The sequence below is a fragment of the Nocardiopsis kunsanensis DSM 44524 genome (assembly GCF_000340965.1).
In the GTDB taxonomy this organism is placed as follows: domain Bacteria; phylum Actinomycetota; class Actinomycetes; order Streptosporangiales; family Streptosporangiaceae; genus Nocardiopsis; species Nocardiopsis kunsanensis.
In genome coordinates this window covers 71,510-98,394 of record NZ_ANAY01000023.1, presented here as the reverse complement: position 1 = coordinate 98,394, position 26,885 = coordinate 71,510, and the positions used below count along the sequence as shown (strand labels likewise).

General features: G+C 69.6%; 30 protein-coding genes and 2 tRNA genes. 13 read left to right on the top strand and 19 right to left on the bottom strand.

Translation table 11 applies throughout. From position 1 onward, the window contains the following. Positions 1 to 319: 319 nt before the first annotated feature. Positions 320 to 1,012: a TetR/AcrR family transcriptional regulator gene (locus D456_RS0116200; RefSeq protein ID WP_017577231.1), complete on the bottom strand. Its 693-nt coding sequence runs from the start codon at positions 1,010 to 1,012 to the stop codon at positions 320 to 322. A 117-nt stretch (positions 1,013 to 1,129) separates the two neighbouring features. On the opposite strand from D456_RS0116200, the gene D456_RS0116195 reads away from it, so the two are divergent. Then, a complete protein-coding gene (locus D456_RS0116195; RefSeq protein ID WP_017577230.1) occupies positions 1,130 to 2,284 on the top strand; it encodes an acyl-CoA dehydrogenase family protein in 1,155 nt (384 codons plus the stop codon). A 248-nt stretch (positions 2,285 to 2,532) separates the two neighbouring features. Here the strand turns inward: D456_RS0116195 and D456_RS0116190 are convergent, their stop codons facing one another. The 13 genes from D456_RS0116190 to D456_RS0116130 form a co-directional block, all read right to left on the bottom strand. After that, positions 2,533 to 3,345 carry an SDR family oxidoreductase gene (locus D456_RS0116190; RefSeq protein ID WP_017577229.1) on the bottom strand — a complete coding sequence of 271 codons (813 nt, stop codon included), beginning with the start codon at positions 3,343 to 3,345 and terminating at the stop codon, positions 2,533 to 2,535. Between the two features lie 72 nt (positions 3,346 to 3,417). Beyond that, a complete protein-coding gene (locus D456_RS0116185; protein WP_017577228.1) occupies positions 3,418 to 5,112 on the bottom strand; it encodes a serine/threonine-protein kinase in 1,695 nt (564 codons plus the stop codon). Positions 5,113 to 5,450: 338 nt separating this feature from the next. Continuing rightward, positions 5,451 to 6,548 carry a cytochrome P450 family protein gene (locus D456_RS0116180; protein ID WP_017577227.1) on the bottom strand — a complete coding sequence of 366 codons (1,098 nt, stop codon included), beginning with the start codon at positions 6,546 to 6,548 and terminating at the stop codon, positions 5,451 to 5,453. Beyond that, positions 6,545 to 7,831, bottom strand: a complete 1,287-nt coding sequence (locus D456_RS0116175; protein WP_026115937.1) for a cytochrome P450 family protein — start codon at positions 7,829 to 7,831, stop codon at positions 6,545 to 6,547. The genes D456_RS0116180 and D456_RS0116175 overlap by 4 nt, the downstream gene beginning before the upstream one ends. 240 nt (positions 7,832 to 8,071) lie before the next feature. Beyond that, positions 8,072 to 10,342, bottom strand: a complete 2,271-nt coding sequence (locus tag D456_RS0116170; protein ID WP_026115936.1) for a heavy metal translocating P-type ATPase — start codon at positions 10,340 to 10,342, stop codon at positions 8,072 to 8,074. Continuing rightward, positions 10,339 to 10,524, bottom strand: coding sequence for a hypothetical protein (locus tag D456_RS0116165; RefSeq protein ID WP_017577224.1), 186 nt, complete (start codon positions 10,522 to 10,524; stop codon positions 10,339 to 10,341). The genes D456_RS0116170 and D456_RS0116165 overlap by 4 nt, the downstream gene beginning before the upstream one ends. 1 nt (position 10,525) lies before the next feature. Next, positions 10,526 to 10,741, bottom strand: coding sequence for a heavy-metal-associated domain-containing protein (locus D456_RS0116160; protein WP_017577223.1), 216 nt, complete (start codon positions 10,739 to 10,741; stop codon positions 10,526 to 10,528). A gap of 262 nt (positions 10,742 to 11,003) precedes the next feature. Then, the gene (locus tag D456_RS0116155; RefSeq protein ID WP_017577222.1) at positions 11,004 to 11,603 is read right to left on the bottom strand and encodes a GNAT family N-acetyltransferase; all 600 of its coding nucleotides are present in this window, start codon (positions 11,601 to 11,603) and stop codon (positions 11,004 to 11,006) included. 232 nt (positions 11,604 to 11,835) lie between these two features. After that, the gene (locus tag D456_RS0116150; protein ID WP_017577221.1) at positions 11,836 to 13,332 is read right to left on the bottom strand and encodes an alanine/glycine:cation symporter family protein; all 1,497 of its coding nucleotides are present in this window, start codon (positions 13,330 to 13,332) and stop codon (positions 11,836 to 11,838) included. Positions 13,333 to 13,523: 191 nt separating this feature from the next. Next, positions 13,524 to 13,811 carry a GNAT family N-acetyltransferase gene (locus tag D456_RS0116145; RefSeq protein WP_017577220.1) on the bottom strand — a complete coding sequence of 96 codons (288 nt, stop codon included), beginning with the start codon at positions 13,809 to 13,811 and terminating at the stop codon, positions 13,524 to 13,526. 169 nt (positions 13,812 to 13,980) lie between these two features. After that, on the bottom strand, positions 13,981 to 14,733 hold the full coding sequence (narJ, locus tag D456_RS0116140; RefSeq protein ID WP_017577219.1) for a nitrate reductase molybdenum cofactor assembly chaperone: 753 nt from the start codon (positions 14,731 to 14,733) through the stop codon (positions 13,981 to 13,983). A gap of 594 nt (positions 14,734 to 15,327) precedes the next feature. Next, positions 15,328 to 16,062: an rRNA methyltransferase gene (locus D456_RS0116135; protein WP_026115935.1), complete on the bottom strand. Its 735-nt coding sequence runs from the start codon at positions 16,060 to 16,062 to the stop codon at positions 15,328 to 15,330. Between the two features lie 74 nt (positions 16,063 to 16,136). Continuing rightward, a tRNA-Asp gene (locus D456_RS0116130) sits at positions 16,137 to 16,211 on the bottom strand. Positions 16,212 to 16,313: 102 nt separating this feature from the next. Here D456_RS0116130 and D456_RS0116125 point away from each other — a divergent pair. Then, positions 16,314 to 16,724 carry an RNA-binding S4 domain-containing protein gene (locus tag D456_RS0116125; RefSeq protein ID WP_017577217.1) on the top strand — a complete coding sequence of 137 codons (411 nt, stop codon included), beginning with the start codon at positions 16,314 to 16,316 and terminating at the stop codon, positions 16,722 to 16,724. A 66-nt stretch (positions 16,725 to 16,790) separates the two neighbouring features. Here D456_RS0116125 and D456_RS0116120 read toward each other — a convergent pair whose 3' ends face one another. Together D456_RS0116120 and D456_RS0116115 are read right to left on the bottom strand one after the other, a co-directional pair. After that, on the bottom strand, positions 16,791 to 17,582 hold the full coding sequence (locus D456_RS0116120; RefSeq protein ID WP_017577216.1) for an alpha/beta fold hydrolase: 792 nt from the start codon (positions 17,580 to 17,582) through the stop codon (positions 16,791 to 16,793). A gap of 82 nt (positions 17,583 to 17,664) precedes the next feature. Next, positions 17,665 to 18,195 carry a hypothetical protein gene (locus D456_RS0116115; RefSeq protein ID WP_017577215.1) on the bottom strand — a complete coding sequence of 177 codons (531 nt, stop codon included), beginning with the start codon at positions 18,193 to 18,195 and terminating at the stop codon, positions 17,665 to 17,667. A gap of 225 nt (positions 18,196 to 18,420) precedes the next feature. On the opposite strand from D456_RS0116115, the gene D456_RS0116110 reads away from it, so the two are divergent. Next, entirely contained in the window at positions 18,421 to 19,128 is a 708-nt protein-coding gene (locus D456_RS0116110; protein ID WP_017577214.1) for an exonuclease domain-containing protein, read from the top strand. An 80-nt stretch (positions 19,129 to 19,208) separates the two neighbouring features. Here D456_RS0116110 and D456_RS0116105 read toward each other — a convergent pair. The 3 genes from D456_RS0116105 to D456_RS0116095 form a co-directional block, all read right to left on the bottom strand. Continuing rightward, a tRNA-Phe gene (locus D456_RS0116105) sits at positions 19,209 to 19,278 on the bottom strand. A 329-nt stretch (positions 19,279 to 19,607) separates the two neighbouring features. Continuing rightward, on the bottom strand, positions 19,608 to 20,360 hold the full coding sequence (locus D456_RS0116100; protein WP_017577213.1) for a glycosyltransferase family 2 protein: 753 nt from the start codon (positions 20,358 to 20,360) through the stop codon (positions 19,608 to 19,610). 2 nt (positions 20,361 to 20,362) lie between these two features. Beyond that, positions 20,363 to 21,157, bottom strand: coding sequence for a GntR family transcriptional regulator (locus D456_RS0116095; protein WP_017577212.1), 795 nt, complete (start codon positions 21,155 to 21,157; stop codon positions 20,363 to 20,365). Between the two features lie 397 nt (positions 21,158 to 21,554). Between D456_RS0116095 and D456_RS0116090 the strand changes: the two genes are divergently transcribed. From D456_RS0116090 to D456_RS0116035, 10 genes are all read left to right on the top strand, one after another. Further along, positions 21,555 to 22,310: an NUDIX domain-containing protein gene (locus tag D456_RS0116090; protein WP_017577211.1), complete on the top strand. Its 756-nt coding sequence runs from the start codon at positions 21,555 to 21,557 to the stop codon at positions 22,308 to 22,310. A gap of 83 nt (positions 22,311 to 22,393) precedes the next feature. Continuing rightward, positions 22,394 to 23,143, top strand: a complete 750-nt coding sequence (locus tag D456_RS0116085) for a DUF4097 family beta strand repeat-containing protein (RefSeq protein WP_017577210.1) — start codon at positions 22,394 to 22,396, stop codon at positions 23,141 to 23,143. Positions 23,144 to 23,172: 29 nt separating this feature from the next. Continuing rightward, positions 23,173 to 23,580: a hypothetical protein gene (locus tag D456_RS24320; protein WP_017577209.1), complete on the top strand. Its 408-nt coding sequence runs from the start codon at positions 23,173 to 23,175 to the stop codon at positions 23,578 to 23,580. Between the two features lie 171 nt (positions 23,581 to 23,751). Beyond that, positions 23,752 to 24,006: a hypothetical protein gene (locus D456_RS0116075; RefSeq protein WP_017577208.1), complete on the top strand. Its 255-nt coding sequence runs from the start codon at positions 23,752 to 23,754 to the stop codon at positions 24,004 to 24,006. Further along, complete coding sequence (locus D456_RS0116070) at positions 24,003 to 24,200, top strand: hypothetical protein (protein WP_017577207.1); 198 nt, start codon at positions 24,003 to 24,005, stop codon at positions 24,198 to 24,200. Before D456_RS0116075 ends, D456_RS0116070 begins: the two co-directional genes overlap by 4 nt. A gap of 105 nt (positions 24,201 to 24,305) precedes the next feature. Then, entirely contained in the window at positions 24,306 to 25,496 is a 1,191-nt protein-coding gene (locus D456_RS0116060) for a hypothetical protein (protein ID WP_017577205.1), read from the top strand. An 89-nt stretch (positions 25,497 to 25,585) separates the two neighbouring features. After that, complete coding sequence (locus D456_RS0116055) at positions 25,586 to 25,768, top strand: hypothetical protein (protein WP_017577204.1); 183 nt, start codon at positions 25,586 to 25,588, stop codon at positions 25,766 to 25,768. Beyond that, entirely contained in the window at positions 25,768 to 26,010 is a 243-nt protein-coding gene (locus D456_RS0116050) for a hypothetical protein (RefSeq protein WP_017577203.1), read from the top strand. The genes D456_RS0116055 and D456_RS0116050 overlap by 1 nt, the downstream gene beginning before the upstream one ends. 112 nt (positions 26,011 to 26,122) lie before the next feature. Next, entirely contained in the window at positions 26,123 to 26,305 is a 183-nt protein-coding gene (locus D456_RS0116040; RefSeq protein WP_017577201.1) for a hypothetical protein, read from the top strand. 70 nt (positions 26,306 to 26,375) lie between these two features. Continuing rightward, positions 26,376 to 26,819, top strand: coding sequence for a hypothetical protein (locus D456_RS0116035; protein WP_017577200.1), 444 nt, complete (start codon positions 26,376 to 26,378; stop codon positions 26,817 to 26,819). Positions 26,820 to 26,885: the final 66 nt, after the last annotated feature.

The following is a 26,885-nucleotide window of genomic DNA, read 5'->3' as shown; positions in this document are numbered from 1 at the left end:
GACTTACCGGCGTCGGGGTGGGAGATCACCGCAAACGTCCGCCGCTTGGCAGCCTCATGTGCCGCGGTGGCACCCTGCCGTGCCGCGTCCGCCGTGTCCACGCTCATCGCCGCTCGCCCTGTCCCGCTCATGTCGCTGTCGGTCTTCGGCCCCGTCCAGCCTAAGTGCGACGGTTCCCCTCACGGACCACCGACCTCGGTCGCGGCGGCCCGGTCGCAACGCCGTACCCCCGCCGGCCGTCCTGTCCCCACTGCTCCGCTCGGGACGCCTCCGGCGGGACGCCGTCCGGAGCGTTGGAAGAGGCGGAGCACCCCGGCCCTCAGGTGGCGTCGGAGTCCAGGGCGGAACCGATCCGGCGCAGCACTTCTCCGTTGTCGGTGCCGCTGGGGTAGAGGGCGACCAGGACCCGGTCCGACTGCGCACCGGCCCCCGGCTCCAGGAGCGGCCTCGCGGCAGTGCTGACGTAGGCCATCGCGTCGTCGAAGCGCGCCCACACAGCGTCCACACCCTCGTCCGGGTCGCGCAGCCAGGAACGCAGCACGTGGTTGTGGGCCGCGATCACGGACGCGGCCACCACACCCGAGGCCAGGGAGAGCCCGGTGCCGACTCGTTCGGTCAGGTAGTGGCTGAAGGCCGACTGGTAGCGGGCCGTCATCGCCACCTCCCGGTCCCGCAGGCGCGGGTGCGCCCGCACCAGGTGGTAGCGGGGCAGGGTGATCCCGGGGTCGCGCAAGTACCCCTGGAAGACCATGCGCGCGGCCGAGCGCACCGCGCTGAGGGGGTCGTCCGGGGATGCGTCGAGGTAGCGCACCACCGTGGTGAAGAGCTCGTCGTGCTCGGAGAAGAGGATGTCCTCCTTCGAGCCGAAGCGCCGGAAGAGGCTGCGGCGGCTCACCCCCGTCGCGGTCGCGATCCCGTCCATCGTCGTGCGTTCGAACCCGTACTCGGTGAACAGGCCGACCGCCGCGAGGACGACCTCCCGCGTACTCACCCGCGTCTGAGCCACGGCCACCTCCGTTCCACCGCCAAAGAGTATTACCGCGCCACCGGTGTACTTCACACTTTTCACCTCCTATCCTGGCACTGAATGCCATGATTCGGCACGCGGTGCCAGACGGAGGAGAACACGATGAGCGACTTCGATCTGTTCAGAACCACGGAGGAACACGAAGAGCTGCGCGAGGCGGTGCGCGCGGTCTCCGAGGACAAGATCGCTCCGCACGCCGCCGACGTGGACGAGCAGAGCCGCTTCCCGCAGGAGGCACTCGAGGCTCTCGTGTCCACCGACTTCCACGCCCCCCACATCGAGGAGCAGTACGAGGGCATGGGCGCCGACGCGCTGGCCACGTGCATCGTCATCGAGGAGGTCGCCCGGGTGTGCGGCTCCTCCTCGCTCATCCCGGCCGTCAACAAGCTCGGCACCATGCCGGTCGTCCTGGGCGGCTCCGAGGAGATCAAGCAGCGCTACCTGCCCGCGGTCGCCCGTGGCGAGGCGATGTTCTCCTACGGCCTGTCCGAGCGCGAGGCCGGCTCCGACACCGCGAGCATGCGCTCCCAGGCCACGCCCGACGGCGACGACTGGATCCTCAACGGCCAGAAGTCCTGGATCACCAACGCCGGCGTGAGCGATTACTACACCGTGCTCGCCGTCACCGACCCCGAGGGCAAGCGCGGCGGCAACATCTCCGCGTTCGTCCTGCACGCCGACGACGCCGGGTTCACCCTGGGCGAGCCCGAGCGCAAGCTGGGCATCAAGGGCTCCCCGACCCGCGAACTGTTCTTCGACGACGTGCGTGTGCCCGGCGACCGCATCGTCGGTGCCCCCGGTGAAGGCCTCAAGATCGCCCTGCGCACCCTCGACCACACCCGCGTCACCATCGGCGCGCAGGCCGTCGGTATCGCCCAGGGGGCTCTCGACCAGGCCGTGGCCTACGTCAAGGAGCGCAAGCAGTTCGGCAAGTCCGTCGCCGACTTCCAGGGCGTGCAGTTCATGCTCGCCGACATGGCGATGAAGCTCGAGACCGCCCGCCAGATGGTCTACACGGCCGCCGCCAAGTCCGAACGGCACGACGACGACCTGCCCTTCTACGGTGCGGCCGCCAAGTGCTACGCCTCCGACGCGGCCATGGAGATCACCACCGACGCCGTGCAGCTGCTGGGCGGTGCCGGCTACGTGAAGGACTTCCCGGTCGAGCGCATGATGCGCGACGCCAAGATCACCCAGATCTACGAAGGCACGAACCAGATCCAGCGCATGGTCATGGCGCGCCAGCTGCTGAAGTAGACCGCCCCAAACACGAAAAGCCCTGTTCACGGCCGGTCTCTGACAAGACCGTGAGCCGTGAGCAGGGCCGGCGGTCATGTGCCTTCGGAGCGACCTCGGACGCTCCTGTGAAGGGCTTGTCCCGTCTGTGTTCCGTCAGAGGGGCGCGGACCCCGGTCCAGGCGCTCGTCGATGGCCCTTCGGGCCCGCCCGTCCGAAGGGACACAGGAGGACCCCCGGGGTCCGGCGCAGCTCCGGGGGTCCTTATCTCATGCGGTCTCCTCGCGGATGAACTTGGCCACCGGCCCGGGGTCGCGGCCCAGTGCCGCGCGCACGTCCTCGGTGACCTCGGCGGCCCGGCCCGCGACGGCGGCGGCGAACCGCTCGTTGAGGGTGTCGATGTAGCGGTCGCCCCAGCCGCGGTTGCGTGCCCGGAAGTAGAACCCGGCCTCGTCGATCTTCTTGAAGCGCCATACGGGGCTGTCGGTGCCCTTGGTCATGCGCACGAACTGTTTGAAGGTGACGGGCTCGGGCCCGGTGAGGGTGTACTCGCGGCCGGCGTGGTCGCCGACGAGCGCGGCCACGGCGGTGTTGGCGACGTCGCGGGCGTCCACGAAACTCACCGCGGTGTGTTTCCTGACGGGTAGTTCGAGGCGACCGTTGCGCGAACGGGCCAGGCCGGCGAACGTGCCCTCGGTGAAGTCCTGGTGGAGCCAGTTGGGGCGCAGGACGGTCCACTTGTCGAAGACCTTGCGGGCCCGCTCCTCGGCCACGCGCTGGTCGGAGTCGGAGGGTGCGTGCTCACTGCCCATGGACGACATCACGACCGCTTTGTCCACACCCTTCTCGGCGGCCTTCTCGATGAAGCCGGCCACCCGGTTCCCGAGGGAGCGTCCGATGGGTGTGACCACGAAGACGCTCTCGACACCGTCGAGGACCTCGTCCCAGTCGGAGGTGTCGGTCCAGTCCAGCCGCACCTCCGACGTACGTGAGGCACCCGCGGCGGTGATGCCGCGCCTGCGCAGTTCGGTCAGGACGCGTCGCCCGACCATTCCGGTGGGGCCGGTGACCAAGACACTCATGGGCTTCACGGTACCGACGCCGGGGCACGGCCAGGACGCGAACCGCCCGGGCCGGGTCCGGCCCGGCCCGGGTCAGGAGGCCGGCTCGAAGGACTCCGAGATGTGGTCGAGGAGCTGGTGGTTGACCTCCGGCTCCTCCGGGCTCACCAGGAAGAGCGCATATCCCTTCTCGTCGGTGTGGAAGCCCCGGTTGATGGCGTGCCTGTCGCCGTCGGAGAAGGTGAACTCCCAGTCGGCGGCGCTGTTGTAGTCGTCGGCCCACTCGGCGTCGACGTCTTCGATACCGATGAGGGAGTACCCGTCGAAGTTGCCGCTCGCTGCGGGCTCGAGGTCGCGCCAGTCGTCGCCCGCGTCGTCGTTGGGGGCATCGGTCTGGTCGACCATGAGGTAGCCGCCGTCGGGGTTGTGGAAGTAGACCATGTGGCCCTGGCGTTCGATCTCCCAGCCCTCGGGCACGTCGACGGAGAAGCCGCTCTCGTCCTCGTGGCGTTCGAGGAAGTCCCACTCCTCGTCGTCGGAACCGTCCTCCTCTCCGGCCTCGTCCTGGCCGTCCTCGTCCTCCTCGGTGGCTCCGGCCCCGGGCTCGGACGTACTCTCCGCCGGTTCATCCTCCGCTCCCGTGGGCTCCTGGGGTGCTTCGTCCGCCGACCCGGCCTGGCCGCCGCCGACGAGCTGTTCGGTGTCGTCGCGGTTCATGCTGACCAGGGCGGAGGTGACGGCGCCGGCGACGAGCACCACGAGGGCGACCGCGGCGATGACGAGGTTGCGGTTGCGTTTGGAGCCCCGGTCACCGTCCGCCGCGCTCCCTGCGGTTGCACCGGCAGCGGCCACGGCAGGGGGGCCCTGGGCGGATGCGGCGGTCCCGGTGGCGACGGGTTCCGGGGCGGGCCCGGGCACCGGCGCGGGGGCGGCGGCCGCACCCGTCGGCCCCGCCTCGGCGGCCTCGTGAATCTCCCGCAGCCGGGCACGCACCCGGTCACTGGTGGGACGGTCCTCCGGCTCCTTGGCGCAGAGCTCGGCCAACAGCGGCGCGAGCGCCCCGGCTCGGGTCGGCTCCGGCAGGTCCTGGGTGACGATCGCGGTCAGGGTCGACATCGGGGTGGGGCGGTCGAAGGGCAGTGTGCCCTCCACCGCCTGGTACAGGGTCACCCCCAGGGCCCACATGTCGGAGGCGGGGGCGGCCGAGTAGCCGTGGGCGACCTCGGGGGCCAGGTAGCTGGGCGAACCGATGAGCAGGCCCGTACTGGTCAGGTGTGTGGACCCGTCCAGGTGGGCGATACCGAAGTCGGTGAGGACGGCCCGGTCGTCGCCGGCGATGAGCACGTTCCCCGGTTTGATGTCGCGGTGCACGATGCCGCGCCGGTGGGCCTCGGACAACGCCGCGGCCATCTGCTCGCCGATCTCGGCGGCGCGGTGGACCGGCAGGGTGCCCTCGTCGCGCAGGAGGGTACCCAGGGAAGGGCCCCGGACGAGTTCCATGACGATCCAGGGGCGCCCGTCCTCGTCTGCGACGTCGAAGACCGTGATGATCGAGGGGTGGCTGAGCTGGGCTGCGCTCCGGGCCTCCCGGATCATGCGGGTGCGCAGGACCTCGACCTCGTGGTCGGGCAGGCCCGGGGGCGTGGTGAGTTCCTTGACCGCGACCGGACGGTCCAGGAGGGTGTCGGTTCCCTGCCAGACACGGCCCATCCCTCCGGTGCCGATGACGTCGTCGAGACGGTAGCGGTTGACCAGGACACGACCGGGGTCGGCTTCCGAACTGTTCATGCTCGAGTGAGATCCTCTGCGGAGGGAGGGGTGGGCGAAGGGACGAGGGGCGCCGCTCCGACCGGGCACGGGCCGGGCCGCAGCCGGGCCGGAGTCCACTCACACCATAGAGCGCGCGCGGCGGGCACAGGATTCCTGCGCGGCGGAAGGCAGCCACCGGACACACCCTAGGATTCCCCAGCGGGCCCCGGGGTTGACCGCCGAAGACCGGTTCCTCATCACACGTGGCCTCTCGGCGGCCTTCGCCCATGACCTGCGGGGACCCCGCCGGTACCGTTCGCGGGGACGGTTCGCACGGCGGGGCCCGGGGCCGGGCGTTTCCTCACCCGGCACACACGTCAGTCCACTCGCACCGGCAGCGTCCTCACCCCGGAGACGATGATCGACGGCATCGGCTCCAGGTCGGCGTCGCCGACGGCGATCCGGATCTTCGGGAAGCGCTCGAACAGGCGCGGGATCAGTTCGTTGACCTCCATGCGGGCCAGGTTCGCCCCCAGGCAGTAGTGGCGCCCGTGGGAGAAACTCAGGTGGGAGGTGTCCTCGCGTGTGATGTCGAAGACGTCGGCGGTCTCGCCGTAGCGCTCCTTGTCCCGGCCGGTCGATCCATAACCCATGAGCAGGGCCTCGCCCTGGGGGATCCGCACACCGGCCAGTTCCATGTCCTCGGTGGTGTAACGCATCGGGACGTACTCGCCCGGGGAGTCCCAGCGCAGCACCTCCTCGGTGGCGTCGGCCCACTCGGCACGGCCGTCCAGGAGCAACTGGAGCTGGTCGGGATGCTGGAGGAGGGCGCGCACCACGTTCGGGATGAGGTTCATCGTGGTCTCGTAGCCCGCACTGATGAACAGCACCAGTGCCCAGATCAGCTCGTCCTCGGTGAGTTTGTCCTGGTCGTCGCGTGAGGCGATGAGGCCGCTGGTGAGGTCGTCGCCGGGCTGCTCCCGCTTCTCGGCCACCAGTTGGGTGAGGACCTCCCACAGACGGGCGAAGGACTGCATCGCCTGCTCGGGGGTGGTGGACTGGTCGAAGAACGTACTGACCAGGTCGTGCATCTCGCTGCGGATCGCGACCTCGACGCCGAAGAGTTCGCTGATCACGGTCAGCGGCAGCGGCATCGCGACGATCTCCTTGAAGTCGACAACGCCGTCCCCGCTCTCGGCCGCCTGCGCTTCCAGGTCGTTCAGCAGGCGGTCGACGATCCCCACGATGTCGTCGCGCATGAGTTCCACGCGGCGCGGGGTGAAGGCCTTGGAGATCAGTTTGCGCAGCCGGGTGTGGGTCTCCCCGTCCTGCGAGAGCATGTTCTCGTTGATGATCCAGGACATCAGCGGCCAGTCCGGCGGGACCTCACCGGCGTTGAAGGCCTTCCAGTGCTTGCGGTTCTTCTGGATGCGGGGATCGGCGAGTGCCTCGGTGACCCCGGCGTGGGTGGTCACGACCCACGCAGCAACTTCCCCAGGAAGGACGACAGGGACGACAGGGGAGACCTCCCGGAGGTGGGCCGCTTGGGCGCGGAGGTTTCCCGGGGCGATTCGGACGGGCTCCAATGGGTTCCTTCCACTGTTGCGTGGGACAGGGGGGCTTGTGGTTCGAAAACCGTCGGAAGACTGACCGGGACCCAGGAGAGCCCGGTCAGGTTCCACCGCAGTTCCTCCGGGGGAACGGCGAGGCGTAGCGAGGGGAGGCGGTGCAACACCGTACGCACCGCCGCTGTGGTGATGGTGACGGCCTGGTCCCGGGCCGGGCACCGGTGCGGACCGGCCCCCCACGCGACGTGGGCACGGTTGGCCGACTCGGCGATGTGGTCGGCGTTCTCCTCGGCGAAGAAACGGTTCGCGGCCGCGAAACCGAGGAGGATCGGCGAGCCCGCCTCGATGGTGCGGCCGCCCCCGGCGGGCACGTCCACGCGCGGGTAGATCACCGGATAGTTCGTGATCGGCGGGTCCTGCCACAGCACACGGTCGACGAGGGCGCCCAGCTCTCCGTCGGTGCGGTACCGCTCGGGGTTGCGGTCGGGCTCGGTGAGGGCGGCGCGCAGCGTGGAGTTGACGAGGTTCGCGGTGGGTTCGTTGGCGGCGGTGACCATGAGGAGCATCTGCATGATGACCTCCTCGTCCGTCAACGCTGCCCGGTGCTGGACGAGGCGGCTGGTGACGTCGTCGCCCGGAGCCCGGTGCTTGTCGCTCACCGTCTCCGACAGGGCCCGCTCGGCCTCGGCGTTGGCGCGTTCGGCGTCCACACCCGTCCACAGGTCGCGGCTGGCGCGTGCGAAGCGCAGGGCACGCTCCTCGTCCATGCCGAACACCACACTCATGACCAGCAGCGGCAGGAGACGCGCGAACTCGTTGAGGAGGTCGCTCTCCCCGCGCTCACAGAAGGTGTCGACGAGGGAGTCGGCGACCTCACGGGTGACCGATGCCAGGTGCTGTTCGCTGACCGCCCCGAAGCTGTCGGAGATGGCCCGCCGGTAACGCTGGTGCTCGGCCCCGTCGGTGAACAGGGCGTTGGGGCGCGGCGCCATCATGGGCACCACGGCCGCGGAGTCGTCGATGCGGCCTTCGGCGTAGTCCTTCCACAGGCGCGGGTCGTGGGTGAAGCCGGTCGTGTCCCGGCACCAACTGATGAGGGTGTTGTAGTCGGTGACCAACCAGCCGCGCACCCCGGGTTCCAGCTCCACGGGGACGACGGGGCCGTACTCCTCCCTCATCTGCGCGTACACGGCGTAGGGGTCGGGGTGCGGCTCTTCCTGGTACAACTTCGCGTAGGGGCATCCAGATGACACGGGCGCCTTACCGGGGTGGGGGGTGGGGCAGGGTCGGGTCGCGGGTCCGTCCGTCGCCGGGCGGGATGTGGTCCGCGCTCACCCTAGCGCCCCGTCCCCTTTCCGTCACCGTGGGGTCTCGCGCTCTCCGCGTTCTTGCAAGTCCACGGCCTTCCGGTCGCGAGCGCCCCGGCAGGATCACGGTGTCCGGCCGGTTTCCTCCAACGGACGGAACCGGCGCAGGCGCTGGCTGTTGGTCACCACGAACACGCTCGAGAGCGCCATCGCCGCGCCGGCGAGCATCGGGTTGAGCAGCCCGGCGGCGGCGAGCGGGACCGCCGATGCGTTGTAGGCGAAGGCCCAGAACAGGTTCCCCTTGATCGTGGACAGTGTCCGGCGGGAGAGCCGCACGGCGTCCGCGGCTGTGCGCAGGTCCCCGCGCACCAGGGTCAGGTCGCCGGCCTCGATCGCCACGTCCGTGCCGGTACCCATGGACAGCCCCAGGTCCGCCTGGGCCAGGGCGGCGGCGTCGTTGACCCCGTCACCGACCATCGCCACGGCGCGCCCACCGTCCTGCAGGCGCCGGACCACGTCGACCTTGTCCTCGGGCAGGACCTCGGCGATGACCTCTTCGATCCCGACCTCCTCGGCGACGGTGCGTGCGACCGTCCGGTTGTCGCCGGTGAGCAGGATCGGCGTCAGGCCCAGATCACGGAAGCGGCGTACGGCCTCGGCGCTGGTCGGCTTGACCGCGTCGGCGACCACGAGCACCCCGCGGGCCCGGCCGTCCCAGCCGACGGCGACGGCGGTCCGTCCCTTGCCTTCGGCCTCGGCCATCGCGGACTCGAGGTCGGGCGGCAGCGGCTGCGACCACTCCTCCAGGAGCGCGCGGCGTCCGACGAGGACGGCGTGTCCGTCCACGGTCCCCTGCACCCCGAGGCCTTCGATGTTGGCGAAGTCCTCGGATGCGGGGAGGTCACCGACCCGTACGAGGGCGCCGGAGGCGATGGCGCGGGCGATGGGGTGTTCGGAAGCGTTCTCCAGGGCGCCGGCCAGGCGCAACAGCTCCTCCTCGTCGGTGCCCTCGGCCGTGAGTACCCCGTCCAGAGCCATCTTCCCGGTGGTGACGGTCCCGGTCTTGTCCAGGACGACGGTGTCCACGCGCCGGGTGTTCTCCAACACCTCGGGGCCCTTGATGAGGATGCCGAGCTGCGCCCCGCGTCCGGTCCCGATCATGAGCGCCATCGGGGTGGCCAGGCCCAGCGCGCACGGGCAGGCGATGATGAGTACGGCGACGGCGGCTGTGAAGGCGGCCGTGACGGGGTCGCCGGTCCCCAGCCAGAAGCCGAGCGTGGCAACGGCGACCATGATGGCCACGGGCACGAAGACCCCGGAGATGCGGTCGGCCAGGCGTTGCACGGCGGCCTTGCCGTTCTGGGCGTCCTCGACCAGACGCGCCATCCGGGAGAGCTGGGTGTCCGAACCCACTCTGGTGGTACGTACGACCAGGCGGCCGCCGGCGTTGACGGTCGCCCCGACCACGGCACTGCCGGGTTCGACCTCCACGGGCGCCGATTCGCCGGTGAGCATGCTCATGTCGACGGCGGAGCTGCCCTCCTCGACGGTGCCGTCGGTGGCGATCTTCTCCCCGGGCCGGACCACGAACCGGTCGTCGACGGCGAGCTCACCGACGGGGACGGAGACCTCGCGTCCTCCGCGCAGTACGGCGACCTCCTTCGCGCCGAGCTCCATGAGGGAACGCAAGGCCGCACCGGCCTGCCGTTTGGACCGTGCTTCGAAGAACTTGCCGAGGAGGATGAAGGCGGTGACCCCGGCAGCCACCTCCAGGTAGATGTTGGCGGCCCCGTCGGTGCGGGTGATGGTGAGTTCGAAGGGGTGGGTCGTCCCCGGCTGCCCGGCCGTGCCGAGGAAGAGCGCGTAGAGCGACCACAGGAACGCGGCGCTCACGCCCAGGGAGACGAGCGTGTCCATGGTCGCGGTGCCCAGCTTCAGGTTCTTCCATGCCGAGACGTGGAAGGGCAGGGCTCCCCAGACCACCACGGGTGCGGTGAGGGTGAGCGAGGCCCACTGCCAGTGGGTGAACTGCAGCGCGGGGACCATGGACATGACGATGACGGGGGCCGCGAGCAGCAGGGACACGACCGCGCGGGTCCGCAGCGCGCGTACGGGATCGTCGGCCACGGTCCCGGCCGGTGCGTCCTCGGGTGCGGGAGCGGGCGGGGCAGCTGTGTAGCCGGCCTTCTCGATCTGGGCGACGAGGTCGTCGACGGCGGCGGCCCCGTCCTCGATGGAGACGCGGGCCTTCTCGGTCGCGAAGTTGACGGTGGCGGTGACCCCGTCCATCTTGTTCAGGCGCTTCTCGACACGGTTGGCGCAGGCAGCACAGGTCATGCCACCGACGTCGAGTTCGACGGACGCGGGGGTGTCCTGCACTGGCCGGGTACTCATCGTGTTTCCTCTCTGCCACCGTTTCCGCCGGTGTCGGCCGTACTGTCCTGGAGCTGTTCCACCGAGTGCTCCGGGGCGCTCCCCGGGAGCACGGGGCCGACCAGGGAGCCGACCCCGAACATCGCGCCGAACACGGCCACGAGCCCCAGGGCGTAGAGCCCGAGCTTCGTGGTCACCCCCATGTCAGCCCCTGACCTCGTACCCGGCCTCGTCGATGGCGGCGCGCACGGCGGCGTCGTCGACGGTGCCCTCACTGGTGACCGTGACCTTCTTGCCCTCGAGGTCGACGGCGACGTCGGTCACCCCGGAGACCTCGGTGACCTCTTCGGTGACGGCGTTGACGCAGTGGCCGCAGCTCATCCCGTCGACGGTGTAGACAGCGGTGGTCGTGGTGGCCATGTCGCCTCCTGTGTGGTGTGCGGAAGGTTTCCCCAACACGTGAACTATACCCCCGTAGGGTATACAGAAGTCAAGCGTCATGGGCATCCTCCGAACGCCGAAGACCACGTCAGGCTACCCCAGGGGGGTAAAAATCCCCGCACAGAGCCCCCATGCGCGACCCGTCCGCGCACCCCACCCGACACACGAACGGGGCCGTGGGCCGCCTCCGCGACCCACGGCCCCGCGGGGATACCCTCCCCCCGTTCCGTGAGGGAGCCTGTCATCCCTCCTTGAGATTCAGCCGGGCCACCGTGCGTTCACTCGTGTGGTGCTGGGCCAGGCCGAAACCGGCTCGGCGGAACATCTCCACCGTCCCCGTGTAGACCTCGGCACTGGGTGCGCGCCCTCCCGCGGTGTCGACGGGGTAGGCCTCCAGGACCCGTGCACCCTCGGCGCGGGCGTACTCGATGGCCCCGTCCAGCAGACGGCTGCCCACGCCCCGGCGCCGGCGCCGGGGCGGCAGCCAGAAGCACACCAGCGACCACACACCGGGTTCGTCGGGGTCGGCCGGACGCAGGGAACGCGAACGCGACAGGCGGACGTAGTCCTCGCGCGGGGCCACCGAGACCCACCCGCAGGGGCCGTCCTCGTCGTAGGCGAGCAGCCCGGGGACGCGGCCCTCCAGGGTCACCCGGCGCAGTTCCGCCTTGTTGTCCACCCCGCGCATCGACCGGTCGCAGGTGGTGCTCGCCGTGTGGTCCTTGGCCCTCCTACGGAAGAACGTGCACCAGCAGTGACCGTAGGCTCCGGTCGGTCCGAACAGGTTCTCCAGGTCCTGCCACCGCTCGGCGGTGGCGGGCTCGATCGAGACGATGGACATCTGACTCCCTCACCGAGACGCACGACTGGCCGCCACAACTGTGATCCAGAACACTAGCGTTGATCCGCCGTGACCGAAAGAACACAGATGCCCCAAAGATGACCTTCTGTTGAACTTTTTCGTTTCTGGGCCCCGAGCCGCCCAGGGAGGCCCCCCGCAACAGAAGCGGGGCCGGCCCCTGACCACTCGGGTCGGGAACCGGCCCCGCCTGCACGCGAGGCGCCGCGGAGGATCAGCTCGTCGGCCGCTCCTGCGCGCTCTGGCTCGGTGCCTTGGGCTCCCAGCACTCGATACCGCGTACATCGGGCAGACGGTCACGGGTGAAGACGGGATCGAGCCCCTGGCGCCGCTGGTCGTTGTAGTCCTTGAGCAGGCGGCAGGCGATCACCGTCAGCGGTGCGATCGCGATGAGGTTGACCATCGCCATCATGCCCATCGTGGTGTCGGCCAGGGTCCAGATCAGGGAGATCTCACCGAGGGAGCCGAGGAAGGTCGCCACGAGGAACACACACTTGTACACGAACAGCACCCGCTCGTTCGAGGACAGGTACTCGATGTTGGACTCGCCGTAGTAGTAGTTGCCGAGCACCGAGGTGAAGGCCACCAGGAGGATGATGACCGTCATCAGGTGCAGCGCCCACGGGCCCAGCTGAGCGGTGAGCGCGAACTGGGTCAGGTCGCTCTGCAGCTCACCGTTGATCTCCTGCTGCCCGAGCAGGATGATGAAGGCCGTGATCGAGCAGATGACGAGGGTGTCGAGGTAGACGCCCAGGGTCTGCACGAGGCCCTGCTTGGCGGGGTGCGTGACCGAGGCGCTCGCGGCGGCGTTGGGCGCCGACCCCAGACCGGCCTCGTTGGAGAACATACCGCGGCGCACGCCCTGGATGATGACGACACCGAGCGCGGCACCGGCGAACTCCCGGACCCCGAAGGCGTGCTCGACGATGGTCGTGAACATGCCCGGGACCTCGCGCCAGTTCACCGCCATCAGAATCAGCCCGATGACGACGTACAGGCCCGCGAAGAACGGGATGAGCGCCTGGGCGGTGTTGGCGATGCGCCGCACACCACCGAAGATGACCAGAGCCGTCAGGACCACGATCCCCGCGCCGACGACCCCGGCGAACAGCATGCTGTCGCTGGCCTGCATCCCGATCTGGTCACCGGAGTTGGCCAGGGCACCGCTGATGGTGTTGCTCTGCACCGCGTTGAAGACCATCGGGAAGGTGAGGATGAGCACCACCGCGAAGACCACGGCCAGCCAGCGCTGTCCGAGCCCCTTCTCGATGTAGTAGGCCGGACCGCCGCGGTAACCGGCCGGGTCACGGACCTTGTAGAGCTGGGCCAGCGTGGACTCCACGAAGCTGGCGCCGCAGACCACGAGCGCCATGACCCACATCCAGAAGACCGCGCCCGGGCCGCCCAAGGAGATCGCGATGGAAACACCGATGATGTTTCCGGTGCCGATCCGCGCGGCCGCCGAGATCATGAAAGCCTGCAAGGAAGAGACGGCCTTCTTACCGTCCGGTGCGATCTCCGGTTTACTCCTGATGACCCGGAACATCTCCGGGATCATCCGGAACTGCACACCGCCCGTGCGGATGGTGATGTAGAGGCTGACGATCGCCAACAAGGGGATGATCAGCCACAGCCAGAAATAGTCGTTGTTGAAAACACCGATGGCGTCGGTCAGACGATCGACACCGGTGGCTTCCTCTGCCAGTAGCACGTGTGGCGCTCCTCGGTTCGGGTGGACAATCGCTGGCCCTTACCCGCGAAGAGACACAAAACACGCTGTCCGCGGGAACCTACCCCGTCCTGTGTGCCGCCCGCGTCCGGACCGTTATCGACCATCCCACCTGCGACGACCAAGCGTGGCGAACCGGGTGCCGACGGTGTTCCGCCTGGTCCGGAACCGCCTCACCCCTGGTGCACGAGATCGCGGTAGTCGGGGTTCCGTTCCACGAAGGCCTGCGCGAACGGGCAGATGGGCACGACCTTCAGACCCTGCCGCCGAACGTCGTCCAGGGACTCGCGCATGAGCGCGGAAGCCACCCCCTGCCCCTCGAAGGCGGGATCGACCTCCACGTGCGGCAGAGCAAGGACCCCGTCCTCGAGCAGGTGGTAGGCGGAGAAGCCCACCGCCTTCCCGTCCACGCTGACCTCGTACCTCGACCGCTCGGGCGCGTCCTCGACCTTCAGATCCATGATTCTCCCAGTCACTGGTGTGCGCGGTGCAGTCCCTGGACACCACCGCTTGCGGACTGCCACCAGTATCCCCGCTCGGCCCCGGGCCCCCAAGGGGCCCCGGTCACCTCGATGCCCCGCATCTCCCGGGGCGCTCGGGACTGAGAGCACGGGGACGTGCACGGGCGGTTCAGCGCCGGTCCCCGTCGAGGTCCTCCCGACGTTCCGGCTGGGGCTCGCGCGGCGCCGGGACGCGCCCCTCGGCCGCCTCGGCCACGCGTTGCGGTGTGCACTCGCCGTTGCCCTCCGGGGCGCCCTCCCCATCGTTCGGGCCCTGCGCGTCCATGTGCCGGACGGCCCCTCCGGCCGGCTGCTCCCCCGGGGACGGCAGGGTCAGGGAGACCGCGTCCAGGACACGCGCGTACGGGGTGCCGTGCTCCCGCAGGGCCGCGCCGAGCAGTTCCAGGCCGGGACGGAACCGCAGCAACAAGTCGTGCCCGGCCTCGGACCCACCGCGGGCGGAGAACTCGAGGAGCACCGCGAGGTGGTCGGGCAGCTCGCGCGTGGGGACCTGCCAGCCCGCATCGGTGTAGGCGCTCCTGACGTCGCTCAGGGCGGGGCCGTGGCCGTCGGTGTAGTAGGTCATCCGCAGGGCATGGCGGCGGTGGATGTCGAACACCTCGGCGTAGTGCCGGCACAGTTCGGACTCGGGTGTGCTGGAGGCGTGTTCGCAGAACTCCATGAGCGCGGTGCGTACGTTCCCACTCGGCAGTTCGGCGGCGGCACGGGCGGCCAGCGGCAACCGTTCGAAGAACACCTCGTCGGGGTAACCGAGCAGGACCGAGGCGGCTTGGCGGGTGACCGCCCTGCGATGGGCGCTACGGGCGGCGCGGCCCGCGCCGAGCCAACCGGGCCGTCCTCCGGAGTCGGTGGTGGTACTCACGTGCAACCCCCTCATGCGGTGCTCGGGGCCGTCCCGGCACCGCTGTCGTCGACGTCCTTCCTCTACCCCGTGGGAAGAGGGCCTCGCAGACCTCGCGGCGGGGCGCCCAGGCCTGCCGCCCGTGGCGGGACGGCCCGGAGGGCGCCGTACTCGGAGAAAACGTGGCGGCGGCCCCTCCCGAACAGCACACAGTGCGCGTCCGGACGGCGGCCGCGTGCGGAGAGCGCGTGCACCCGTACAGGTCCCGGAGGAACGTGGCGGCGTACGGGGAACGCGCGGTCCCGTGCGCCCCGGGGAGGGTTCCCCTACCGGGGGTTCCGACCGGGCGGAGCGGTCTCCCACACACGGGAGTGCTCCGGTGGCACCTGCGTCCTCGCCCCGAGCCGCCATGGCGAATACACCCCGTTCGTTCACGCGTTGCCCGATGCACACCGACCGAAGTTCTTCCGTGAACGCGTCCCGTTCCGAACATGCCTCGCGCGGAGCAGAATTCACATACTCCACACCGCATTCAGGAGAAATCGTCACAGGTCGCAGAACCGGTCGAGCGTGCTCGGGCCGTGCCCGCACGGCCCCGTTCGGACACAGCGTGGCTCAGGGGGCGACGTCGCGGGCACGCACGAGGGCCCCGGAGCGGGTTCCGACCTTGACGCGCTCCAGGGCGTGCACACCTTCGGGGAGCCCGATCCGGCGGGTCTTGGCGGTGATGACGACGACCGCGTGCCGGGGCAGGACGCCTCCCAGGGAACGCAGCATCGCGCCGACAAGGTCTGTGTCCGGGGCCCGGCCGCCCCAGGTGGTCATCTCGCCGTAGGGGATGTCGGTGACCACCACGTCGGCGTCGACCGGGTCGGTCAGGCCGAACACGTCGGCGGTGAAGGTCTCGTGGGACAGGTCACCGCCCTGCGAGATGAGGCCGCACGCGAGTTCACGTGCGGCCTCGGCGCGTTCGACGTACTCCACCCGGCCGAAGTCGCGCGCCGAGCGGCGCAGTTCCTCCTCCCGCGCGGCGAGGCCGTCGGCGGTGAGGAGTTCGAGGTTGCGGGCGGCCAGCACCACGGCCTCCTCGTCGACGTCGGACACCCGCACGTGGGAGAGGCGGTCGCGGTGCAGTAACCCCAGGACGGTCGCGAGATAACCACTGCCGCCACAGGGGTCCCAGAGCCGCACCGGAGACCGGCCCTGGTCCGTGGTGTGCGCGAGCGCGCGTTGCAGGAGCTCACTGGCGAGCCGGACCGGGAACCCCGGGAACCCGGGCGCCGAGCGCAGCACTTGCCCACTCGCAAGAGCAGAATGGTCGGTCCGCTCGGTGGCGTACCGGTATGCCACGACCAGTCCCCTCGTCCGATCCCCAGTCAAGCCGAAGGCCCGGTGCCTGTTGATGACACCGGGCCTCCACTGTGCGGTCCTGACGGGATTTGAACCCGCGGCCTCCACCTTGACAGGGTGGCGAGCACTCCTAACTGCTCCACAGGACCTCGCTTGCTGCGGTTACTACTCTAACCCGACTTCGGAGTACTTCGAACCATGCCGGCCCTAGAGTGGACGCAGAGGCCACGAGAGACGAGGAGGACGCAGGCGTGAGCGATTCCCGGCCGGCCCTGCCGAACGGCCCCGACAGCACCCGGATCGACCGTTGGTTGTGGGCCGTCCGCCTCACCAAGACCCGCTCCGAGGCCGCTCAGGCCTGCCGTGGCGGGCATGTGCGCATCAACGGGCGCTCCGCCAAGCCGGCCACGGGGGTCAAGGTCGGCGACGAGATCCGGGTACGGCTGCACGGCACCACCCGGCTCGTGGATGTGAGCCACATCATCGTCAAACGTGTGGGAGCACCCATCGCGGTGCGGTGCTACGTGGACCGCAGCCCGGTCCAGCCCGGACCCGAGGCGCGCGGCCCCGTGCTCAAGCGCGACCGGGGTGCGGGACGGCCGACCAAACGGGACCGCCGGCAGCTGGAGAAGCTGCGCGCGGAGCTGCCCACCGAGCTGTGACCTGACGCCCCGCAGGCGCCGGGCAGGCCCGCTCGTGTGCCGGGCGCCCAGCACAGCGGGGGTGTTTCACGCCGGGAGCGGATAGCGGGCGAGGAAGTCGAGCACGGCCTCGGTCGCCTTCGGGTGCCCCTCGTGCAGGTAACCGTGCCGCAGCCCGGGCAGCACCAGTAGTTCGGCCCCGGGGACCCGGGTGGCCAGTAGTTCGGCGTTGCCGACGGGGGTGAGCTGGTCGTCCTCACCGTGGACCACCAGCGTGGGCGACCAGATGTGCGGGAGCAGGTCCCATCCGTCGTGGTCGGTGCTGGCGGCGAAGTGCAGCCGCAGCGCGCGCAGCGGCCCGCGCGGCAGGATGCGTGTCACCTGGTCGGGGTTCCCGGACGCCCACTCCGGTGTGTAGAAGAGCTCCGCGATGAGGTCGCGCCCCTCGTCGGTGGCGGCCTTGCGCAACGCGACCGTGGAGGAGTGCGCACGCGGGACCTCGTTCTCCCCGCCGGGCGCGGTCGCTCCCAGGACGAGGGAGCCCACACGCTCGGGCGCGGCGTGCGCGAGCGCCTGCGCGACCTTGCCGCCCATCGAGAAACCGTAGACGTGGGCGCGTGTGATGCCGAGGTCGTCCAGGACCGCGAGGGCGTCGTGTGCGAACAGCTCCAGTGTGTAGGGGTCCTCGAGCGGGACGTCGCTGCCGCCGGTACCGCGGAAATCCATCCGGACCACCCGGTGGGCGCGTGCGAGCTCCTCCCGCACGCCGTCCCACATCTCGAGGTCGAGGGCCTGCCCGTTGAACAGGAGCAGGGGTTCGCCCTCCCCGAGGACGTCGTACCGGATCCGGGTGCCGTCGGCGGTGGTCGCGTACTTCACGGCATCGGACACTACCGGAGGAACCCCCCGCCTGCCGTGGTGTACTGCACAGTCCGCCCATGACGGCCGTGCTGCCCGGGCGTCATTGCCAACCTCTGGGGGAGTCCCGCCACAGTCGCTCCGCCCGGGCCGCGGACACCGCGATCAGCGCCACGCCCGCCAGCGCACCCCACGGGCCCGGCCCCGCGCCGAGAGCCCCTTCGGTGTCGGAGTGGGCGATGGCCCATCCGAGCAGCCACAGCACCGGGAACGCAGCAGCCGCGCCCAGGACAGCACGGAAGGCCCATTGCCGCTGCACCACGAGAGCGGTGCCCGCCAGAGCCGACAGCGCGAGCACCCCGATCCCGGCGAAGGCCGTCCCTGGGACGGTCCCGGTGAACAGCATCTCCCAACCCGAGAGGGGCGACCTGTTCCGGGAGGCCTCTCCCGAGGACTCCCACACGAGGTACAGCGACATGAACAGCACCGCGGCACCCGCGGAGAGGCCGGCCGTCACCGCGCGGGAGGCCAGCTCGACCTCGTGGCGCAGGGCCAGCCGTGCCTCGATCCGGTTGATCCGGTGGCGCAGGTCGTGCAGGTCGCGGGGGTCTACGGGACCGCGTTCGTGGCTCATGGACACTCCGGGGGCAGGTGCGGGACACAGCGGCACACGGCGCCGGACGGCTCCGGCCGCGGAGAGAGGTACTCCACCGGGTGGAGACGCCCGTGCGGCACGCCTGGTTCGACCCGGAAAAGGGCCGAGTTCGTCGGGACCGCGCGGTACCGTGCCAACGAGTTCCCGATCCCGGTCGTCCCCGGCCGGGTCCCACAGGTCGGGACAGGAGAGAGAAGGAACCGGATGAGCGCTTCCTGGTACACCCGTCCCCTCGCCGCATTCGATGTCGAGACCACCGGCCTGGACGTCACCGGCGACCGCATCGTCACCGCGGCGCTGTGGCACATCGATCCCGCGAGCGGCACCAAGGAACCCCTGACGTGGATCATCGACCCGGGGGTGCTGATTCCACCCGAGGCGAGCGCCATCCACGGCTTCACCGACGAACGGGTCCGGGCCGAGGGCGTACCGGCCCCGAAGGCGGTCCCGGCGATCGGTGCGGCCCTGGAGAAGACCGCCGCGGACGGACTCCCGCTCGTCGTCTACAACGCCCCCTACGACCTGGGCATGCTGCACCACGAACTCGTCCGGCACGGTGTCGACGCCGCGCCGCTGGCCACGTTGCACGTCGTGGACCCGTTGGTGCTGGACAAGCAGACGGACCCGTTCCGCAAGGGCGGGCGCAAGCTCACGGACGTGTGTGCCCACCACGGGATCCCGCTGGCGGCCGACGATGCACACGGTGCGGCCGCCGACGCGCTGGCGGCCGGGAGGCTGGCCTGGCGCCTGGGTGCGAGCCATCCGGAGCTCGGGGAGCTCTCCCCCGCCGAGCTGCACGACTCCCAGGTCCGGTGGAAGGCCGAGCAGGCGGCCTCGTTCCAGTCCTACTTGCGCCGGGCCCGCGACCCGGAGGCGGTCATCGACGGGACCTGGCCCTACGCGGGCAGCTGAGCCCCGCCGACCCGACGCAGAAAAAGGCCCCGGCACCTGTTTTCCCAGGTGTCGGAGCCTTTTCGCATGTCTGCGTACTGTGGCTGGGGACGGGGTCGAACCGCCGACCTTCCGCTTTTCAGGCGGCCACACCGGCACCTGAGGCACCCATGGTGACCTGCATATTCTTCGGTAAGCGGCGTGTGGCCTCAGAACTTGGCCGTGTATTGGACGTAGAGCGTCCCCGGAGAGCGCTCAACCCCATGGCTAGCCATTGGGGGTTGCCCCTGGTACCGGTCTCTTTTTAGAGAGTTAGAAGAACTAGCCTCCGTAGACTCCGCAACGGCGCTAGAACCACTCTTGAACTGCGAGAACGGTTCGGAGGCTGAGTGGTTTTCTCAGTCTCCGCTCAGCATCCGCAGGCTCCGCGTCAGTCTCCGCACAGCAGTAGAGCCCGAGGCGAACCTCGGGCTCAATGACAGGGGCACAGGTGGCCTACCTCAGGAAGTCCATCCCAGGTCGGTCAGCGCAAGTGCTCGGGCTTCCACGATGGCTACACGAGCGGCGAGTTCGGCCTCGTCGACGTGTGGTGCTGCTGCCGTGACCTGACCCTCCCACTTCCGGTAGAGCAGGCCGACTTCCGTGGTGAACCAACCCTGGCTCACCGCATCGAGAGCCAGGAGAAGACCAGTGTCCTCGGACGCGGGGAGGGCCATCCACCCGCCGAGGGCCAGGAGAAGTTCGCGGCGCACGCACAGGGTGGCCGGATGGACCGGGGACCGATGGTTGTTGGCCTGCCAGCTGCGGAGAACGCTGCCCTGGCCGAGGACGCCCTCCTTGGGGTCTCCCGCGAACCCACGCGTCTCACCGTCCGGGTGGAGGTCGAGGACCCTCGACGTCGTCCAGCCAACATGCGGGTTCTGGGTGAGAACCTCGATGTCCCGTGCGAGTGCACCAGGGGTGAGCTGGTCGTCGGCGTCCAACACCCGCACGAGTGAACCTTCGGCCCGGGGCAGCGCAAGGGTGCGCGCCATGCCGGCACGTCCGGAGCGCCCCTGTCCGAAGGAGATGCGGGGGTCATCGGGGACGTGGGGTTCCACTTCTTCCGTCTGGCCGTCCTCCTGCACGACCCACTGCCACTCCCAACCGTCGGGAAGCTCCTGCTTCCACAGCGACTCATAGGCATCCGGCAGGAAGTGCGCACCCGGGGCATGAACTGCGGTCATGACGGTGATGACGTTCTCAGCACTCATGGTTACCACCGCTCCAGCTTCGTGGTGAATACCGACGCTGTCCGGTCACCGGGCAAGACCACCTCGGACCAGTCGGCCACACGGTCGTGGGTGTCGATCGAGCTCTTCTCGATGACCATCACAGCGATGCCGGCGCTCAGATCCAACTCCTCGGACTCTTCGGCAGTCGGCGGCCGTGCGGTCACTCGCTCCACGACACGGTCGAGCTCGATGCCGACGGTGTGGAGCTGACTCTGGGTCCCGCCCGGCCATGGCTCGTTCGCCTCATCCAACAGGTCCGGGTTTCCTTCGATCAGCTCGACAGGCATGTATGAGCGGACCAGGTTGAACGGAGCCCGTTCGTCCTGGTGGCGAGTGCGGTAGATGCGCTCCAGAAGCGCGGCCCCCTGTCCGACCCCGAGAGCTTCCGCGAGTTCGGCGTCGGCCTCCACACGCGTGTACTTAGCGCTGAACACCAACGCGTCGACATCCAACCCCGTGTCGCGCTCAGTGGCCCCGGTGGAGCTGCGCTCCTCCAGTTCGGACCTGACCCGGTCCTTCTCCCACTGGTGACGGTCGTTCGCGCGGCTGACCAAGCGCCGGGGCCGGCGGACGAAGTTGCCCCGGCCGTGCTCCTTCTCGATCATCCCCTCCGCCTGGAGCAGGGCAAGCGCCTGTCGGACGGTGGGAACGCTGGTCGCATGCTCCTTCGCGAGCTTGGTCTCCGATGGGAGCTTCTCCCCCGGTGACAGCTCCTCGGTGCGGATCTGTGCACGTAGGTCGTCGGCGATCCGCTCGAACTTTTTTCCCGTGGCCATCAGCCGCTCACCTGCCCCTTTCTCGACACACCCCGACCCTACTCCTCAAGAGGTGTTGACAACTTCAGCCCCTCCAGGCCATAGTCTCACTCAACTCCTAAAGAGGAGTTGAGGAGTAGACCTCTTCAAGAGCGTTCGGCGCTCTCGGCCTATTCCGGCTTCTTGAGAACTCAACAGCGTGCTTTGCCCCGACCCCATCCCGAGCTGACAAGGGACGGCGACGGGCCCGGCCACGGCACCTGGCCAGGTGCACCGCCTTCACCAGGGCGGTACGGAATGGCCGGCTCGACCGCACCCCTGGGGTGCCTGTCCCCTCCCGACCACGCACCACGAGACCGGGAGGAGGCAGGGACCACCCGGGTCCTCACCCCCGCCCAGCACCACCGGAAGGACCGCAATGAACCACGCACTCACTGACCACTACGCCCCGGTCGACCACCCCGGCACCGACGTCCCCGACCACCTGCGCAACTGGAACATTCCCTGGCCCGGCTACCTGCCGGTGGACATCACCCCTCCCGAGCTGCGCCTCCCGGCGCTGGTCGGCACGGTCGAGAACTGGATCACTGACACCGCCGCCTCCCCCGACCAGATCACCGACTGGGCCCAACGCCGACAGAACGCGGTGGTGCCTTTCCAGGTGAGCGCCCAGGGTTGGCCGCTCAACCCCACCGGCCGTACTGGCCGCTGGGGCAGGAACCTCGGTTCCTGGGGCGAGAACGCCGCCGCCGACCCCGTGGTCGTCGCCGGGGTCGGAGCCCAGCGCCACCTCCTGCTGATCCAGCGCGGCGACATCGGCGTGTGGGCGCTGCCCGGCGGGATGGTCGACCCCGGCGAGACCGCCCCGGCCGCCGTGGTCCGTGAATTGGCCGAGGAAACCGGGGTCGATCTGTCCAGCCGGGCCCCGGACACCATCCTGCGCCGCGGCTACGTAGCCGACTGGCGCAACACCGACTGCGCCTGGGTGGCCAGCACCGCCGCCCTGTACGAGCTGGCGGACATCGTGCCGGCCACGGCCGCCGACGACGCCGTCGCTGCCCGCTGGGTGCCCTTCACCGACATCGACCAGCTCGACGCCGACCTCGCAGACGAGGGCGGCCTCTATGCCGCACACCGGCCGATCCTGGCCGCCGCTCTGGACCACCTGAACTGACCCGTCCCGCCCGTCCGTGTGCTGGCGGTGCCGCCCTTCGGGGCGGTGCCGGGACCACACGGCCCCACAGAAAGGCACACCACATGAAGACCTTCACTACCCCTACCGAATACCTCGACCTCCTGGAGATCCGGGCCGCCAACCTCGAGGTGACCGTGGAGACCGAAGAGAACCTGACTGAGGCAGTCATCGAGCTGACCGGGCCCGAGGAGATCCTCGCCGGGTCTAGCGCCGAACGCACCGCCACCCGGTGGACCCTCACGATCCCGGCCCCTGAGCCCACCATGGTCTCCGGCAGCGGAAACGTCGGAATCGTGGCGGGCAACATCGTCGGCGGTTCGGTCACCATCTCCTCCGGCGATCTGGTCGTCGGCGGAAGCCGGGTCACCAACACGGTGGCCTCCCCCGGTGCTGGCAAGCCGGTCCGGGGCACCATTCGCGTCCCTGCCGGAACCGACCTGACGGTGCCTGACCTGGCCCACGGCTCAGTCACGGCCCCCGGCACCTACGGAGCGGTCAAGGTGAGCAGCGCCAACGCCGAGATCGACATCGGTCACGCCCGCGAGGTCGAGATCGAGGCCACCAACGGTGACGTTGCCATCGGGTCGGCCTCTGAGCTGATCGATGTGAGCACCACCAACGGCGACATCGACACCGGGTCGGCCCCCCGCTCGCGGGCCACCTCCACCAACGGCGACATCTGGGTCCTCGCCTACGGCGACCACCGCATCCGCGCCCGCACCACCAACGGCGACATCGACATCGCTCGCAACGGCCACGCCCGCGCCGAGATCAGCACCAGCACCACCAACGGCCGCGACCGCGTCCGCTGACCAATCACACACCTCACGGAGGCGCCCCCATGACCAACACCCACCTGCACCAGGAACTGCGCGACTGGGCCGACGGACGCAGCGACGACGTGGCCGCGGTCGAGCTGCTCATCGGACACGGCGTCTGGCTCGAGCGCAAGGACTTCGCCCCTTACATCGAGCGAGTCCTCGACCTCAGCGGCCGGCCGATCACTGTCATCGACTGGGAGGGCCTCTCCGAGGTCCGCACCAGCGGCCTGACCGCGTCCACCTCCGAGGTGGCCATCCTCGACACCGCCCTGTCCCTCGCGACGGGCAAGCCGATCTCCCTGGCCGAAGTTCTGGGGCTGGACTCGACCAACACAGCCGCGGTCGCCACCGCCCTCGTGCGGGCCGCACAGCACACCGACACGGTCACCGTCACCCTGGCCGACCCCGACCGGCCCCCATCTGTGTGACGGCGGTGCCGCCCCACGGGGCGGTGTCGGGGCCACACGGTCCACCATCGATGACCCACCACACACCCATCATCACGGCACCGCGAGCGTCGGTGCCACCACAAAGAGAGCCCCGCCCGGTCGCGACCCGGGCGGGGCTCTTGCACACCCAACAGAACTGGAGAAAAGCAGGTGCACCCCACCATCGTGGCGCCCGCCGAGCAGGACGCAACCGCCGACGACCTCACCGCCCTGTCCCCGGCCGCGCTGGATGCCCTCGGCATCACCGACCACGACGATCTGTTCGCCGTGGAACTGGAGGAAGAGACCGCCCAGGAACAGCAGGCCCGCCTGGCCGCCGCCGAGGACATCCTCGACGACCGGCTCACCGAGATCGCCCACCAGACCCTGACCCCCGAGGTCATCGAGGGGTGGATCGCCCGATGAGCTTTCGCACCCTGACCGAGATCCTCACCGGCCGCCGCCCGATCACCATCTCGCGCCGCACCACCACCGGGACCGAGCCCGTGGTCACCGGCCGCCTCCTGCGCGAAGATCCCGGCCGCCTGGTCGTGCTCGACGAGGCCGAGGCCGTGCACCACATCCACACGCACGCCGACCTGATCGTCGGGAGGCCCTGATGCAGCACTTCAACGCGGCCGCCCTCTTCGGCCTGGCCCCACTCGCCCTGGCCTCCATCCTCCTCCTGGCCGCCCTGGCCCTGCACACCTGAAGGGAACGCCCACATGCGCAAGAAGCACCAGCAGGAGCACCTCGACCAGGATGCTCCGGTCACCGCCGACCAGATCCAAAAGACCGTGCAGGACGCCAAGACCCTGGCTTCCATCCCGGACCAGAAGCTGCTGGAAGACCCCGCACTCAACCCCGCCACCCGACAGCGCTACGACCAGCTCACCGCGGACCGGCTGCAAGCCACACTCGATCTGGAGCACCGCCGCAAGCTCCGGGAAGCCGAAGAGGCCGACCGCCGCGAGGAAGACCAAGCGGAGGTGGACCGCGTCATCTCCTCCGCCCGACAGGCCACCTCACCGGCCCGCACGATCCTGACCATGAGCCGCCACCAGACCCGGTTCGGCCGGGTCACCCTCGCTGCGAGCCTGGCCCTGTCGATCGGATCCGCCGTCGGGTTGGCCGCCCTGGTCGCCGAACATGGCGGCCCCCAGCCGGTCGGCTACCTCGCAGAGATCGGACTGACAGGGTTGTCGACGACGGTGATCGTCTGGCGGGGCATCCTCGCCCGTGCCGGCACCGTCATCGACCAGAGCACAAGCCGCCTGTTCCTCACGCTCATGGTGGCGCCCCTGCTGGTCTCGGTCGTCGGGTCCTCCCTGGGGGCCGGGCCAGTCGGCGCCGCGTGCTCGGTGGGATCGGCGCTCTTCGCCGGACTGACCTACCTGATCAACACCTCGGCCTCGGACGCGATCAAGCAGTCGATCACCAAGATCGACCAGGCCGACACCCCGCCCGAGAGCCCATCCGAGCGTGGCGCTCACACCGGCACCGACCGTGCGAGCACCACGTCCGATCCCGAGCCCGCCGACGGCCTTGACGTGGTCGCTGACGCCCTGGCCGACCAGGCGGCGGACTTCCTGCGCTCACACGAGAGCCCGTCCGAGCGCTCGCACGGAAGCGACCGCTCACACGGACCGGACGAGACTCCCACCCAACCGGAGAGCGGGCAGGTTGGAGCGTCTGAGCGCCCGTGGGAGCAGCACCGCTCACACAAAGCCGAACCGGGCCCGCTGACCGCCCAGGAACGCCGACGCCTGGAGGGTCTGCAGAACCGCAAGAGGGTGGCCAACTTCCTGTACGAGCACCCCGACGCCACGGCAACCGAAATCGCCGACGCTCTCGGGCTCGGTGAGTCCACCGTCCGCCGCATCCGTAAGGAACTCGACACCAGGGGCGGCACATGATTCGGCACCGGCCCGAAGCTGTCCTGCCGTTGCTCGGAGCGCCACTGTCCGCTCCGGCGGATGCGCCCCCGCTGAGAAGGAGACACACCTTGTTCCGCGCTGCCATCGAAATCGTTCTGCTGACTGTCGCCGCTGCCCTGCTCATCGCGGGGATCGCGGCCTACCCCGACATCCCGGTCTGGGTACTGGCCACCAGCATCGGCGTGGCCGTGCTGCTGATCGCCCCAGTCGGGGCCGGCCACCGCACAGCCACTCCCGTGGAGGTGAAGTAATGGCCGCCATCACCGAATGGGCCCAGCAGGTGCTGCACCGCGAGTGCGACACCGTCATCGACTACTACGACCGGGCTCGGCAAGCCTCAGCCTCCGCCCACCACGAGGCCGAACAGGCCCTGGCCGCCGAACGCGAGCGCGTGGCGCGCCTGGAAGGCGCCCTGGCTGCGCATCAGGCGCGCGCCGACCGTGCCGAGGCGGCTCTTGCTCGGTCCGACCGGGATCAGGGGGTGGGCGCGTGAGCGTGCTGACCCTCGCCACCGCCACCGTCTGCCTGGCTTTGGCCGCCCTGTCCACCGTTTTGACCTGGGCCGCTCTCCGGTTGGCCCGTCCCCAGACGAAGGAGATGCCCTGATGGCCTCGACAACCCGTCACCCCGCCAAGAAGCCCCTGATGGTGGTGACCGCGGTCGCCACCCTCTGCCTGACCGTGGCCGTGCTGTTCGGTGCCGGCAACGCGGTGGTCTACCCCGTTGCCGCGCTCGCGCTGGCCAGCGTGGGCGCGGTGATCTACCTGACCCAGAACGCCAAGCACTGACCGCTACCTGCACAACCCTCTGGCCGGAGCCGCCCGTCGGCTCCGGCCCGATCTGGAAGGAGCTCACCAGATGGACGCCTTTTTGGCCGCCTGCATGTTCACTGCAGCCTGGTGGATCAACCGGCAGAAATTCAAAAAGAGCGGCCTGCTCGCACTGATCATCGCTTTTGGCGGCAGCATGCTCTTCTACCGCAGCCCGGCCTCGGAGACCGCGCTGGGCTGGCTCAATGACTCCTTGATCGCTTCGGTCTCGGACATGGTCGGCGGCATGCTCGGTGACCCACTGCACTCCTCGGTGGTCTGGGCCGTGGTCTGCATCGCAGGTTTCGCGATCACGATTATGGACTTGGCCAAGAACCACCATTACAACGCCTGGGCCATCGTGGCGCTGGTCATCACCCCCATCGCCGCGCACGGGGCCGGGTCCGGGGCGATTCCCGGCCTGATCGACGGGCTGCACAGCGGGGGCGCCCAGTTCGTCTCCGGGATCGTCGGCGGTGCTCTGGGCACCTGAGGCCGCCTATCCCCTGACCTGTTGTTTTTGCGGGGCCGCCCGAGGAGGCGGCCCCTCACTCGTTCC

What these genes read in the sequence shown, in the direction of transcription:
- D456_RS0116040 (WP_017577201.1), top strand. Translation starts at nt 26,123, where the DNA reads ATGGCCTCGACAACCCGTCACCCCGCCAAGAAGCCCCTGATGGTGGTG.
- D456_RS0116090 (WP_017577211.1), top strand. Translation starts at nt 21,555, where the DNA reads ATGAACCACGCACTCACTGACCACTACGCCCCGGTCGACCACCCCGGC.
- D456_RS0116050 (WP_017577203.1), top strand. Translation starts at nt 25,768, where the DNA reads ATGGCCGCCATCACCGAATGGGCCCAGCAGGTGCTGCACCGCGAGTGC.
- D456_RS0116195 (WP_017577230.1), top strand. Translation starts at nt 1,130, where the DNA reads ATGAGCGACTTCGATCTGTTCAGAACCACGGAGGAACACGAAGAGCTG.
- D456_RS0116165 (WP_017577224.1), bottom strand. Translation starts at nt 10,524, where the DNA reads ATGGGGGTGACCACGAAGCTCGGGCTCTACGCCCTGGGGCTCGTGGCC.
- D456_RS0116070 (WP_017577207.1), top strand. Translation starts at nt 24,003, where the DNA reads ATGAGCTTTCGCACCCTGACCGAGATCCTCACCGGCCGCCGCCCGATC.
- D456_RS0116095 (WP_017577212.1), bottom strand. Translation starts at nt 21,157, where the DNA reads ATGGCCACGGGAAAAAAGTTCGAGCGGATCGCCGACGACCTACGTGCA.
- D456_RS0116160 (WP_017577223.1), bottom strand. Translation starts at nt 10,741, where the DNA reads ATGGCCACCACGACCACCGCTGTCTACACCGTCGACGGGATGAGCTGC.
- D456_RS0116060 (WP_017577205.1), top strand. Translation starts at nt 24,306, where the DNA reads ATGCGCAAGAAGCACCAGCAGGAGCACCTCGACCAGGATGCTCCGGTC.
- D456_RS0116100 (WP_017577213.1), bottom strand. Translation starts at nt 20,360, where the DNA reads ATGAGTGCTGAGAACGTCATCACCGTCATGACCGCAGTTCATGCCCCG.
- D456_RS24320 (WP_017577209.1), top strand. Translation starts at nt 23,173, where the DNA reads ATGACCAACACCCACCTGCACCAGGAACTGCGCGACTGGGCCGACGGA.
- D456_RS0116115 (WP_017577215.1), bottom strand. Translation starts at nt 18,195, where the DNA reads ATGAGCCACGAACGCGGTCCCGTAGACCCCCGCGACCTGCACGACCTG.
- D456_RS0116155 (WP_017577222.1), bottom strand. Translation starts at nt 11,603, where the DNA reads ATGTCCATCGTCTCGATCGAGCCCGCCACCGCCGAGCGGTGGCAGGAC.
- D456_RS0116170 (WP_026115936.1), bottom strand. Translation starts at nt 10,342, where the DNA reads ATGAGTACCCGGCCAGTGCAGGACACCCCCGCGTCCGTCGAACTCGAC.
- D456_RS0116190 (WP_017577229.1), bottom strand. Translation starts at nt 3,345, where the DNA reads ATGAGTGTCTTGGTCACCGGCCCCACCGGAATGGTCGGGCGACGCGTC.
- D456_RS0116145 (WP_017577220.1), bottom strand. Translation starts at nt 13,811, where the DNA reads ATGGATCTGAAGGTCGAGGACGCGCCCGAGCGGTCGAGGTACGAGGTC.
- D456_RS0116110 (WP_017577214.1), top strand. Translation starts at nt 18,421, where the DNA reads ATGAGCGCTTCCTGGTACACCCGTCCCCTCGCCGCATTCGATGTCGAG.
- D456_RS0116185 (WP_017577228.1), bottom strand. Translation starts at nt 5,112, where the DNA reads ATGAACAGTTCGGAAGCCGACCCCGGTCGTGTCCTGGTCAACCGCTAC.
- D456_RS0116035 (WP_017577200.1), top strand. Translation starts at nt 26,376, where the DNA reads ATGGACGCCTTTTTGGCCGCCTGCATGTTCACTGCAGCCTGGTGGATC.
- D456_RS0116085 (WP_017577210.1), top strand. Translation starts at nt 22,394, where the DNA reads ATGAAGACCTTCACTACCCCTACCGAATACCTCGACCTCCTGGAGATC.